An 11,506-nucleotide genomic window follows, 5' to 3' on the forward strand; every position below is an offset into this window, starting at 1 on the left:
TTCAAAAACACCGGAATGAAAAAACCCGCCGAAGCGGGTTTTTATGCAACGCAGTTAAACCGACAGTTCAACCAGCAGCTTGTTCAGACGACGCACATAGGCGGCAGGGTCTTTCAAGCTGTCGCCGGCCGCCAGGGCCGCCTGATCGAAGAGGATGTGCGACAGGTCGCCGAAGCGCTCGTCGCTCTGCTCGCCGTCGAGTTTCTCGATCAACGGGTGAGCCGGGTTGAATTCGAATATCGGCTTGGAATCCGGCACCTTCTGCCCGCTAGCCTCGAGGATCTGGCGCATCTGCAGGCCCAGGTCCTGCTCGCCGATCGCCAGGATCGCCGGGGAGTCGGTCAGGCGGTGGGAAACCCGCACTTCGCTGACGGTATCGCCCAGGGCGGTCTTGATCCGCTCCACCAGGCCTTCCTTGCTCTTGGCGACTTCTTCCGCGGCCTTCTTGTCCTCTTCCGAGTCCAGGTTGCCCAGGTCCAGGTCACCACGCGCCACGTCGACAAAGCTCTTGCCGTCGAAGTCGCTCAAGTAGCTCATCAGCCACTCGTCGATGCGGTCGGTCAGCAGCAGCACTTCGATGCCTTTCTTGCGGAAGACTTCCAGGTGCGGGCTGTTCTTGACCTGCGCGTAGGTTTCGCCGGTGAGGTAGTAGATCTTGTCCTGACCTTCCTTGGCGCGCGCCAGGTAGTCGGCCAGGGAAACATTCTGCTCGCCGTCGTCGCCCTGGGTGGAGGCGAAGCGCAGCAGGCCGGCGATCTTTTCCTTGTTGGCAAAGTCTTCGGCCGGGCCTTCTTTCATCACCTGGCCGAAGTTTTTCCAGAAGCCCTTGTATTGCTCAGGCTCGTTCTTCGCCAGTTTTTCCAGCATGTCCAGCACGCGCTTGGTCAGCGCCGACTTCATGGAGTCGATGATCGGGTCTTTCTGCAGGATTTCCCGCGACACGTTCAGCGACAGGTCGTTGGAGTCGACCACACCCTTGATGAAGCGCAGGTACAGCGGCAGGAAGGACTCTGCCTGATCCATCACGAACACGCGCTGCACGTACAGCTTCAGGCCTTTCGGCGCTTCACGCTGGTACAGGTCGAATGGCGCACGGGCCGGCACGTACAGCAGCGAGCTGTATTCCAGCTTGCCTTCGACCTTGTTGTGGCTCCAGCTCAGCGGATTCTCGAAGTCATGGGCGATGTGCTTGTAGAACTCCTGGTATTCCTCGTCCTTGATCTCGGTACGCGGACGGGTCCACAGGGCACTGGCGCGGTTGACGGTTTCCCATTCCTGCGCAGGTTTCTCTTCACCCTCGGCGGCAGCTGCCTCTTTCGGCAGCTCGATCGGCAGGGCGATATGGTCGGAGTACTTCTTGATGATGTTGCGCAGGCGCCAGCCATCGGCGAACTCGTCGTCGCCGGACTTCAGGTGCAGGACGATACGGGTGCCGCGGTCGGCCTTGTCGATGGTCGCGACTTCGAACTCGCCTTCGCCCTTGGAGGACCAGTGCACGCCCTCGCTGGCAGCGAGGCCGGCACGACGGCTGAAGACATCGACCTTGTCGGCGACGATGAAGGCGGAATAGAAGCCCACGCCGAACTGGCCGATCAGGTGCGAATCCTTCTTCTGGTCGCCCGTGAGGTTTTTCATGAAGTCGGCGGTGCCGGACTTGGCGATGGTCCCCAGGTGGGTGATCACATCTTCCCGGCTCATGCCGATGCCGTTGTCTTCGAGGGTGACGGTCTTGGCGTCCTTGTCGAAGCTCACACGGATTTTCAGCTCCGCGCCACCTTCCAGCAACTCAGGCTTGGACAGGGCTTCGAAGCGCAATTTGTCGACAGCGTCAGAGGCGTTCGAGATCAGTTCGCGAAGGAAGATTTCCTTGTTGGAATACAGCGAATGGATCATGAGGTGCAGCAGTTGCTTTACCTCGGTCTGGAAGCCCAGGGTTTCCTTTTGAGTTTCCACACTCATGGTCATCAAACTCCAATCAGATGGCATAAGCCGCGCCCGGAGGGCTTACGGCGGGATGTCCACAGAGTTGGGGGCTAGACCTGAGATTTCAAGGGCCTGGACTTTCTTCGAGCTTGAAATGTGCTCGGGCGGTGGCAATCGGCTCCTCCGCGCTGCTCTGCCAGGCGGTGATGGCCACGTTCGCCACCCGCCGGCCCTGGCGGCAGACCTGGCACCTGGCATAGGTATCGCGAAACTGCCCGGCCCGCAGATAATCGAGGGAGAAGTCGATGATCTTCGGCACTCCGGGCGAACCGGTGCCAATCAACAGATGCAGGGCCGCGGCCAGCTCCATGAAACCGGCGATCACCCCACCGTGCAGGGCCGGCAGCAACGGGTTGCCGATGTTGTCGCGGTTGGCGGGCAGGCGAAACAGCAACTCATCACCCTGTCGCGAACACTCGATGCCGATCAGCCTGGCGTAGGGAATCAGCTGCAGCAGTGCGGCGTAATCGCCCTGCTGGTGGGCACGCTGCACTTGTTCCTGGAAATCGTCGCTCATGGCTGCTCACCCTTGATGGCGCCGGCAAAACCTTTGCTGCCCTTGATGCCCTTGCCCATGCGCATGCGCATGAAGGTGCCCACCACATGGGCAACGGGGTGCTCGGGATCGTCCTGATAGGCAAAACCGCGGGTGAAAATCACATCGCTGCTCACCCGATAGCACTGGGCAAAGCCGTACACGCTTTTGCCCGGTTCCGCCGGATGCATGTAATCGATGCGCAGGTCCAGGGTCGGGCAGACTTCGAACTCCGGCAGGACGCACAAGGTGGCCATGCCGCAAGCGGTGTCCATCAACGAGGTCAGCGCGCCACCATGGATCACTCCGGTCTGTGGGTTGCCGACTATCTGCGGGCTGTAAGGCAGCGTCAGGGTGATGCCGTCTTTTGAAGCGCTGTGCACGCTCATGGCCAATACCTGGCAATGGCGCAGCGCCGACAAAAACCGCGTCGCACGCTCAAAAACAGGGTTTTGCTCCATAAGGCAATTCTCTAGTTGATGTCAAAACCGCTCAGTTAACGAGACAGGTAAAAGTTCCATATTGCTGGCACTTTATATATCTTTAGCTTTCAAGGAACTTAACCTGTAGAGCCATGCTCGAAAGGCCAGAAGATATCTTCAATAAGGAGAAACACCCCATGCGTAAGACTTTAGCTATTGCCCTGATGCTGACCGCTTCCCTCGGTCTCGCTGCCTGCGATAAAAAATCCGAGGACAAAGCTCAAGATGCCAACCAACATGCTGAGCAAGCTCAACAGAAACTGAACGAAGCTCAGGATAAAGTGAACGAAGCCGCAAAAGAAACCGTCGATGCAGCCAAAGATCAGGTTGAATCGAGCAAAGCAGCTGTTGAAGAAGCTGCCAAGGAAGCCGCTCCTAAAACCAACTAATCCGGTTTTAGTGCAGCAAAAAGAAAGCCCGCCTAGTGCGGGCTTTACTTTGTCTGGAATAACCTCTAAGCCAACAGGCGGCGAAAAATCGGACTAAGCATCAGCAACATTGAACAGAGCAGACCGATAAACCAGACCAGACTGCGCTGCCAGGCAAGATCCGCCCAATAACACAGCAGATAGATAACCCGCGTAATGACAAAGACAATCGCCAGCCCATCGATCAACCAACCCTGAGTCTGGGTGGTATGGGCCATCAGCACCCCGACCGCGAATAACATGAAGGCTTCGAAGCTGTTCTGGTGCGCCGCCAGCGCCCGGGCACCGAATCCCGTAAGTTGCGCCTGTTGCTGGCGTGGCAGGTGATTGTCGTAACCGCCCTGCTCTTTCATGGCCCTGGCCACCGGCATCCGTGCCACGTAAATCAACAGTGCGCTGATAAACACACACCAGAACGCGATACTCATCAGGCTATCTCCTTGTTCGCCTCAGGCAATGGCGCCTCTGTAGGGGTATAGACCATCACGTCCAACACGTCGGAATGAAACTCCCGGCGGTACAGCACCAGCACCACGCCCGCGCTCATCAGCATGAACAGCCAGGGGCTGACGAACCAGGCCAGCATGCTCATGCCGAAGTAATAGGAACGCAGGCCGAAGTTGAACTGGTTGGCGGCCATGGAAATCACCCGCGCAGCCCGCAGGGCAAAGGCTTTTCGCTCCTGTTCGGAAACATGTCGCTCACCGATCATCGGCGCCGAGCCGACGAGGATGGCGGCGAAGTTGTACTGGCGCATGCACCAGCTGAAGGTGAAGAAGGCGTAGACGAACACCAGGGCCAGGCACAGCAGCTTGATCTCCGACATGCCCTGGGAGGCCTGCTGCACCATGGGAATGTCGGCCAGCAGCGACACCGCACGCTCGGAAGCACCGAGCACGGTAAGGATACCGGCGAGGATAATCAGGGTGCTGGAAGCGAAGAACGAGGCATTGCGCTCCAGGTTGCCGATCACGCTGGCGTCGGCGATGCGGTTGTCGCGCAGCAGCATGCGGCGCATCCAGTCTTCCCGGTACAGGTGCAGCACGCTGGCCAGGCACGCGGTGTCGCGGCCCTTCCACGTGGCGTAGCGGGTATAGCCACCCCAGCAGATGACAAACCAGAGGGCGGCGATGAGATGGATCAGGTTGGCTTCGACGAACGACATGCAGGTTCCCGGATAGGCGTTGGCAGAGTGCGGATACAACTGGCACTGCTTCGACGTTGATCGAGGAAAAAAGACACCATCCCTCGCCCATAAAAAATGCCCCGCATCGCTGGATACGGGGCATTTTTTTATGGTTACTCGGTGCCCGCTCGTGACGGGCATCGGGCAGATAGCGGTTTAGGCCAGGGCTTCGCTGCGCTTGCCCAGCAGGCGGTCGCAGACTACAGCGACTACCAGGGTCATGACCGAAGGCACCAGCCACGCCAGGCCCTGCTCGCTCAGCGGCAGGTGCATCAACTGGGTTGGCATCCAGTCCGCCAGGCCGGCGCCCTTGAGGGCGTCGATCAAGCCGAACAGGAAGGACACCAGCATCACCGGACCGACGATGCGGCCTTGCTCATGCCAGAAGTCCTTGCAGAAGCTCAGGGCCACCAGGGCGATGCACGGCGGGTAGATGGCAGTCAGCACCGGGATGGAGAAAGCGATCAGCTTGGTCAGGCCCAGGTTGGACACCAGCAGCGAGAACGCCGCCAGGATGATCACCAGAGTCTTGTACGACAGCGGCAGTACGCGGCTGAAATACTCGGCGCAGGCACAGGTCAGGCCGACCGCGGTCACCAGGCAGGCCAGGGAAATCAGCACGGCCAGGAAGCCGCTGCCCAGGGAGCCAAAAGTGTGTTGCACATAAGCGTGCAGCACCGCCGCGCCATTGGTGGCGCCGACCGCGACTTCGTGGCTGCCCGAGCCCAGGCGGAACAGGCTGACATACACCAGCGCCAGGCCGACGCCGGCAATCAGCCCGGCGATGATCGCGTAACGAGTGATCAGGCGTGGCGACTCGACACCGCGAGAGCGGATGGCGTTGACGATGACGATGCCGAACACCAGTGCGCCCAGGGTATCCATGGTCAGGTAACCATTGATGAAGCCTTGGGAAAACGGCGCCGCGACGTATTCGGGAGTCGCCACACCGATATCACCGGCCGGCAAGGCGAACGCGGCGATGCCCAGTACGGCCAGGGCGATGATCTTCAGCGGCGCGAGGAAACGCCCAACGGTGTCCAGCAGGCGTCCCGGGTAGAGGGAGATGAAAAACACCAGCAGGAAATACGCCGAGCTATAGAGGAACAGCGCCAGCGGGCTTTCGCCGGTCAGCGGCGCCAGGCCGACTTCGAAGGATACGGTTGCGGTACGCGGCGTCGCGAACAACGGGCCGACCGCCAGGTAGCAGACCGCCGCCAGCAGGCCACCGGCGATTTTGCCGATCGGGCTGCTCAGCGCGTCCATCGCCCCGCCGACCTTGGCCAGCGCAACGACGGTCACCACCGGAAGGCCCACGGCGGTGATCAGAAAGCCCAGCGCCGCGATCCAGACGTTAGGTCCGGACTGCAAGCCGACGATAGGCGGGAAGATGATATTGCCGGCCCCGACGAACAGGGCAAAGGTCATAAAACCCAGTGCCAGAATGTCCTGGCCTTTCAACACTTTCATTAAGGAAATACCACACTACTGAATCGGAATTTAGAGAGGGATTTCCCTTATGGGTGAGGGAAATGCTGTCGGTCCGTATAGGACTGACCCGTTTAGCGCGCAGCTTCCTTGTGGGACGCAGACGCAAAAGAGGCGGCTAGCCTACCGAATTTGTAAGACAAACGCACTGTTAGAGGGCGAACTGTCCGATAAGCGACATTTGCGTGTCGCGTTTACGTATTAAAAGCAGCTGCAAGATACAAGTTTCAAGCAACAAGCTTCTCTTGCAGCTTGCCGCTTGAGGCTTGCAACTGCTCTTAACGAACAAAGGCCACCCGAAGGTGGCCTTTGTCAGCAGAGTTGCAAGCTAAGCGCGAGGCTTACTTGACAGCCCAGCCAGTCAGCTCGGCCAGGGCCTTGCCGATGTCTGCCAGCGAACGCACGGTTTTCACGCCTGCGTCTTGCAGAGCAGCGAATTTCTCGTCTGCAGTGCCTTTGCCGCCAGAGATGATTGCGCCAGCATGGCCCATGCGCTTGCCCGGAGGAGCAGTCACACCAGCGATGTAGGAAACAACCGGCTTGGTCACGTTAGCCTTGATGTAGGCAGCCGCTTCTTCTTCAGCCGAACCGCCGATTTCGCCGATCATCACGATCGCTTCGGTCTTCGGGTCTTCCTGGAACAGCTTCAGGATGTCGATGAAGTTGGAGCCCGGGATCGGGTCACCACCGATGCCGACGCAGGTGGACTGACCGAAACCGGCGTCAGTGGTCTGCTTGACGGCTTCGTAAGTCAGGGTACCGGAACGGGAAACGATACCGACCTTGCCTGGCAAGTGAATGTGACCTGGCATGATGCCGATCTTGCATTCGCCTGGAGTGATCACGCCTGGGCAGTTAGGGCCGATCAGGGTAACACCCAGCTCGTCGCACTTGACCTTGGCATCCAGCATATCCAGGGTAGGAATGCCTTCGGTGATGCAGACGATCAGCTTGATGCCGCCGAAAGCCGCTTCCAGGATGGAGTCCTTGCAGAAAGGAGCTGGAACGTAGATCACGCTGGCGGTGGCGCCAGTGGCAGCTACAGCGTCTTTCACGGTGTTGAAGACAGGCAGGCCCAGGTGCTCGGTGCCGCCTTTGCCCGGAGTTACGCCGCCAACCATCTTGGTGCCGTATTCGATGGCTTGCTGGGTGTGGAAACTACCTTGCGAACCGGTAATACCCTGGCAGATAACTTTGGTGTCTTTATTGATCAGGACGCTCATTATTTGCCCTCCGCAGCTTTGACAACTTGTTGAGCAGCGTCGGTCAGGCTGGTAGCAGCGATGATGTTCAAGCCGCTTTCTGCCAGTACTTTAGCGCCCAGTTCAGCGTTGTTGCCTTCAAGGCGAACAACAACCGGGATTTTCACGCCGACTTCTTTCACTGCACCGATGATGCCTTCGGCAATCATGTCGCAACGAACGATGCCGCCGAAGATGTTGACCAGTACTGCAGCGACGTTGGTGTCGGACAGGATGATCTTGAAGGCTTCGGTCACGCGCTCTTTGGTAGCGCCACCACCTACGTCGAGGAAGTTGGCTGGCTTGCCGCCGTGCAGGTTGACGATGTCCATGGTACCCATGGCCAGGCCGGCACCGTTGACCATGCAGCCGATGTTGCCTTCCAGGGCCACGTAGTTCAGTTCGAACTTGGCAGCGTGCGCTTCGCGCGGATCGTCCTGCGACGGATCGTGGAAAGTCTTCAGCTTAGGCTGACGGTACATAGCGTTGGCGTCGATGTTGATCTTCGCGTCCAGGCAGTGCAGATCGCCATCAGCCTTGATCACCAGCGGGTTCACTTCCAGCAGAGCCAGATCGTGGTCCTGGAACAGTTTGGCCAGGCCTACGAAGATCTTGGCGAACTGGGCAACTTGCTTGCCTTCCAGGCCCAGCTGGAAAGCCAGCTCGCGCCCCTGGAATGGCTGAGCGCCAACCAGTGGATCGATAGTGGCTTTGAGAATTTTTTCTGGAGTGTCGTGAGCGATTTTCTCGATGTCCACGCCACCTTCGGTGGAAGCCATGAACACGATGCGACGGCTCGAACGGTCGACGACAGCGCCCAGGTACAGCTCTTTAGCGATATCAGTGCACGATTCAACCAGGATCTTGGTGACTGGCTGACCATTGGCGTCAGTCTGGTAAGTCACCAGACGCTTGCCCAACCACTGTTGAGCGAATGCTTTAGCGTCTTCTTTGCTGCGAACCAGCTTTACGCCGCCCGCTTTACCGCGACCACCGGCGTGAACCTGGGCTTTGACAACCCACTCGGAGCCGCCGATCTTGTCGCAAGCTTCTGCTGCTTCTTCCGGGGTGTCTACCGCGTAGCCTTTGGATACTGGCAGGCCGTATTCAGCGAACAGCTGCTTACCCTGATACTCGTGAAGATTCATGCTTTTTACCGTCTTCGTTAGGTACTGCGCATTCGGCGCTGCGCTCTTGATGAGTGCCGCGCCACCTGTGACCGCTCCCCACCGGACTCCCCTGCCCCGCCTCCGCAACCTGGGCTGCGGCACGACGCCTGAAGATTCCCGTGAGGTCGAGTCCAGCGGACGTTCCGCGGTGAGTCTTGCTCGCAAGGCTCACGACGGGCAATCCGCCGTGGTTTCTTATTGTCTTAACGCTTTTTGCGGTTGGCGATGTGGATGGCGCCGCCATTCACTGCCAGTGCTGCTTCGTGCAGCGCTTCGGACAGGGTCGGATGGGAGAAAACCATCATGCCCAGGTCTTCGGCGCTGGTGCCGAATTCCATGCCGATCGCACCTTGCTGAACCAGCTCCGCCGCGCTTGGGCCGATCACGTGGACGCCCAGTACGCGGTCAGTCTTGGCATCAGCGATGACTTTTACGAAACCACCGGTGTCGTTGGCTGCCATGGCACGGCCGCTGGCTGCGAACGGGAAGGTGCCGACGTTAACTTCAACGCCTTCAGCTTTCAAGGCCTGCTCGGTCTTGCCAACCCACGCGATTTCCGGGTGAGTATAAATAACCGAAGGGATCAGGTCATAGTTCATCTGAGCCTTGTGGCCCTTGATGCGCTCGACGACCATGATGCCCTCTTCCGAGGCCTTGTGAGCCAGCATCATGCCGCGAACCACGTCGCCGATCGCGTAAACGCCCGGTACGGTGGTGGCGCAGTGATCGTCAACGTGCACGAAACCGCGCTCGTCGAGGGTCACGCCGCAATCGGCAGCCAGCAGATCAGTGGTCACCGGACGGCGACCAACGGCTACGATCAGCTTGTCGAAAGTGATGTTCTGTTCGCCGTTGGCATCGGTGTAGGTCACGACCACTTCTTCGCCGTTGACCTTGGAGCCGGTGACGCGAGCGCCCAGCTTGATGTCCAGACCCTGTTTGGTCAGGGTTTTCAGCGCTTCCTTGGAGACGGCGGTGTCGGCAGCCATCAGGAAGGTGTCCAGGGCTTCCAGGACAGTCACTTCAGCGCCCAGACGGGACCATACCGAACCCAGTTCCAGACCGATCACGCCAGCGCCGATCACGCCCAGGCGTTTTGGTACGGATTGGAATTCCAGGGCGCCGGTGGAGTCGACGATCACTTTCTGATCGACCGGAGCCGGTGGAATGTCGATTGGACGGGAGCCTGGCGCCAGGATGACGTTCTCGGCTTCGATCACTTCCACCGAGCCGTCTGGCTTGGTGACTTCGACTTTCTTGCCGGCCAGCAGTTTGCCGTGGCCCTGGATGGAGGTCACGCCGTTGGCCTTGAACAGGGTGGCAACACCGCTGGTCAGGTTTTTCACGATGTTGGCTTTGCGGCCGACCATCGCAGGCACGTCCATGGACACGCCAGCGTGGCTGATACCGTGGATCGCGAAACCGTCTTGGGCTTCGTGGAATTTCCAGGAGCTGTCCAGCAGCGCCTTGGAAGGGATGCAGCCGACGTTCAGGCAAGTACCGCCGAGGGCCAGCTTGCCCTCCTTGTCGGTATATTTCTCGATGCAGGCAGTCGTGAGGCCGAGTTGCGCAGCTTTAATGGCAGCTACATAGCCGCCAGGGCCTGCGCCAATCACTACCACGTCGAATTTCTGAGTCATGTGTCATTCCTTCTCGAATCAAACCGGACGGCCTCTTGTGGAGGCCGTCGTGGGACGAAGCTGTTCGTTTCGGCGAAAGGCCGATCATCGCTGATCGGCCCATGCTACGAAATCAGATATCCAGCAGCAGACGAGCCGGGTCTTCCAGCAGGTTCTTGATGGTAACCAGGAAGGTCACTGCTTCTTTGCCGTCGATCAAACGGTGATCGTAGGACAGAGCCAGGTACATCATCGGACGGATAACCACCTGACCGTTGATCGCCATAGGACGCTGCAGAATGTTGTGCATGCCCAGGATCGCCGCTTGCGGCGGGTTGACGATCGGAGTCGACATCATCGAACCGAAAGTACCACCGTTGGTGATGGTGAAAGTACCGCCGGTCATTTCTTCCATCGACAGTTTGCCGTCACGGGCTTTCTTGCCGAAGGTGGCGATGCCGCCTTCGATTTCAGCCAGGCTCATCAGTTCGGCGTTACGCAGAACCGGAACCACCAGACCGCGGTCGCTGGAGACGGCAACACCGATGTCGGCGTAGCCGTGGTAAACGATGTCGGAGCCGTCGATCGAGGCGTTGACCGCCGGGAAACGCTTCAGCGCTTCGGTGGCAGCCTTGACGAAGAACGACATGAAGCCCAGGCGTACGCCGTTGTGGGACTTCTCGAACAGATCCTTGTACTTCGAACGCAGGGCCATGACTTCGGTCATGTCGACTTCGTTGAAAGTGGTCAGCATCGCCATGTTCGACTGGGCTTCGACCAGACGCTCGGCAACCTTGGCACGCAGACGGGTCATTGGAACGCGCTTCTCGACGCGGTCGCCGGCAGCGAATACCGGAGCAGCGGCGGCTGGAGCAGCAGCCTTGGCAGGCGCGGCAGCCGGAGCGGCTTTCTTGGCAGCAACGGCTGCAACCACGTCTTCCTTGGTCACACGACCGCCTTTGCCGGTACCGGCAACGGAGGCGATGTTGATGCCGTTCTCTTCAGCCAGCTTGCGCGCGGCTGGAGCAGCGATTGGATCGTCTTCGCCTTCGGCGGCAGGCGCTGCGGCCTGAGCGGCAGCTGGTGCGGCAGCGGCTGGAGCAGCGGCAGCGGCAGCGCCTTCAGCGATGGAGCCCAGTACTTCGTCGGACAGAACGGTATCGCCTTCGTTCTTGACGATAGCGCCCAGCACGCCGTCAGCGGTGGCCAGAACTTCCAGCACGACCTTGTCGGTTTCGATGTCGACGATCAGTTCGTCGCGCTTGACGGCGTCGCCCGGTTTTTTGTGCCAGGTGGCAACGGTGCCATCGGCAACCGATTCCGGGAAAGTGGGGGCTTTGATCTCGATAGCCATTATCTGTGGTTCCTTAAATTC

At 59.3% G+C, this 11,506-nt stretch carries 11 protein-coding genes; 1 reads left to right on the plus strand and 10 read right to left on the minus strand.

Going from position 1 to position 11,506, the window contains the following annotated elements; translation table 11 throughout:
• Positions 1 to 54 precede the first annotated feature (54 nt).
• The 3 genes from htpG to J4D28_RS04385 all read right to left on the minus strand — a co-directional run bounded on the left by htpG (position 55) and on the right by J4D28_RS04385 (position 2,979).
• Positions 55 to 1,959: a molecular chaperone HtpG gene (gene htpG / locus J4D28_RS04375; RefSeq protein ID WP_029526163.1), complete on the minus strand. Its 1,905-nt coding sequence runs from the start codon at positions 1,957 to 1,959 to the stop codon at positions 55 to 57.
• Positions 1,960 to 2,047: 88 nt separating this feature from the next.
• Positions 2,048 to 2,500 (minus strand): PaaI family thioesterase, encoded by a 453-nt coding sequence (locus J4D28_RS04380; protein ID WP_009047774.1) that lies wholly within the window; start codon positions 2,498 to 2,500, stop codon positions 2,048 to 2,050.
• Positions 2,497 to 2,979, minus strand: coding sequence for a PaaI family thioesterase (locus J4D28_RS04385; RefSeq protein WP_009047773.1), 483 nt, complete (start codon positions 2,977 to 2,979; stop codon positions 2,497 to 2,499). The genes J4D28_RS04380 and J4D28_RS04385 overlap by 4 nt, the downstream gene beginning before the upstream one ends.
• A 158-nt stretch (positions 2,980 to 3,137) precedes the next feature.
• On the opposite strand from J4D28_RS04385, the gene J4D28_RS04390 reads away from it, so the two are divergent.
• A complete protein-coding gene (locus tag J4D28_RS04390) occupies positions 3,138 to 3,389 on the plus strand; it encodes a hypothetical protein (RefSeq protein ID WP_009047772.1) in 252 nt (83 codons plus the stop codon).
• 65 nt (positions 3,390 to 3,454) lie between these two features.
• Here J4D28_RS04390 and J4D28_RS04395 read toward each other — a convergent pair whose 3' ends face one another.
• The 7 genes from J4D28_RS04395 to odhB form a co-directional block, all read right to left on the minus strand.
• The gene (locus J4D28_RS04395; RefSeq protein ID WP_009047771.1) at positions 3,455 to 3,856 is read right to left on the minus strand and encodes an MAPEG family protein; all 402 of its coding nucleotides are present in this window, start codon (positions 3,854 to 3,856) and stop codon (positions 3,455 to 3,457) included.
• Entirely contained in the window at positions 3,856 to 4,593 is a 738-nt protein-coding gene (locus tag J4D28_RS04400; protein WP_009047770.1) for a DUF599 domain-containing protein, read from the minus strand. Before J4D28_RS04400 ends, J4D28_RS04395 begins: the two co-directional genes overlap by 1 nt.
• A gap of 177 nt (positions 4,594 to 4,770) precedes the next feature.
• Positions 4,771 to 6,084, minus strand: coding sequence for a branched-chain amino acid transport system II carrier protein (gene brnQ / locus J4D28_RS04405; RefSeq protein ID WP_009047769.1), 1,314 nt, complete (start codon positions 6,082 to 6,084; stop codon positions 4,771 to 4,773).
• A 359-nt stretch (positions 6,085 to 6,443) separates the two neighbouring features.
• Positions 6,444 to 7,325, minus strand: coding sequence for a succinate--CoA ligase subunit alpha (gene sucD / locus J4D28_RS04410; protein ID WP_007931513.1), 882 nt, complete (start codon positions 7,323 to 7,325; stop codon positions 6,444 to 6,446).
• On the minus strand, positions 7,325 to 8,491 hold the full coding sequence (sucC, locus tag J4D28_RS04415; RefSeq protein WP_009047768.1) for an ADP-forming succinate--CoA ligase subunit beta: 1,167 nt from the start codon (positions 8,489 to 8,491) through the stop codon (positions 7,325 to 7,327). Before sucC ends, sucD begins: the two co-directional genes overlap by 1 nt.
• Positions 8,492 to 8,715: 224 nt before the next feature.
• Positions 8,716 to 10,152 carry a dihydrolipoyl dehydrogenase gene (gene lpdA, locus J4D28_RS04420; protein ID WP_007931507.1) on the minus strand — a complete coding sequence of 479 codons (1,437 nt, stop codon included), beginning with the start codon at positions 10,150 to 10,152 and terminating at the stop codon, positions 8,716 to 8,718.
• 112 nt (positions 10,153 to 10,264) lie between these two features.
• Complete coding sequence (gene odhB, locus J4D28_RS04425; protein ID WP_009042789.1) at positions 10,265 to 11,485, minus strand: 2-oxoglutarate dehydrogenase complex dihydrolipoyllysine-residue succinyltransferase; 1,221 nt, start codon at positions 11,483 to 11,485, stop codon at positions 10,265 to 10,267.
• Between the last annotated feature and the right edge of the window lie 21 nt (positions 11,486 to 11,506).

The organism is Pseudomonas sp. GW531-T4, assembly GCF_017349615.1.
GTDB classification, from domain to species: domain Bacteria; phylum Pseudomonadota; class Gammaproteobacteria; order Pseudomonadales; family Pseudomonadaceae; genus Aquipseudomonas; species Aquipseudomonas chlororaphis_I.

Coding starts and splice junctions, on each gene's coding strand:
- sucC (WP_009047768.1), bottom strand. CDS start 8,491: ATGAATCTTCACGAGTATCAGGGTAAGCAGCTGTTCGCTGAATACGGC.
- J4D28_RS04390 (WP_009047772.1), top strand. CDS start 3,138: ATGCGTAAGACTTTAGCTATTGCCCTGATGCTGACCGCTTCCCTCGGT.
- lpdA (WP_007931507.1), bottom strand. CDS start 10,152: ATGACTCAGAAATTCGACGTGGTAGTGATTGGCGCAGGCCCTGGCGGC.
- J4D28_RS04395 (WP_009047771.1), bottom strand. CDS start 3,856: ATGAGTATCGCGTTCTGGTGTGTGTTTATCAGCGCACTGTTGATTTAC.
- J4D28_RS04400 (WP_009047770.1), bottom strand. CDS start 4,593: ATGTCGTTCGTCGAAGCCAACCTGATCCATCTCATCGCCGCCCTCTGG.
- htpG (WP_029526163.1), bottom strand. CDS start 1,959: ATGAGTGTGGAAACTCAAAAGGAAACCCTGGGCTTCCAGACCGAGGTA.
- odhB (WP_009042789.1), bottom strand. CDS start 11,485: ATGGCTATCGAGATCAAAGCCCCCACTTTCCCGGAATCGGTTGCCGAT.
- brnQ (WP_009047769.1), bottom strand. CDS start 6,084: ATGAAAGTGTTGAAAGGCCAGGACATTCTGGCACTGGGTTTTATGACC.
- J4D28_RS04380 (WP_009047774.1), bottom strand. CDS start 2,500: ATGAGCGACGATTTCCAGGAACAAGTGCAGCGTGCCCACCAGCAGGGC.
- J4D28_RS04385 (WP_009047773.1), bottom strand. CDS start 2,979: ATGGAGCAAAACCCTGTTTTTGAGCGTGCGACGCGGTTTTTGTCGGCG.
- sucD (WP_007931513.1), bottom strand. CDS start 7,325: ATGAGCGTCCTGATCAATAAAGACACCAAAGTTATCTGCCAGGGTATT.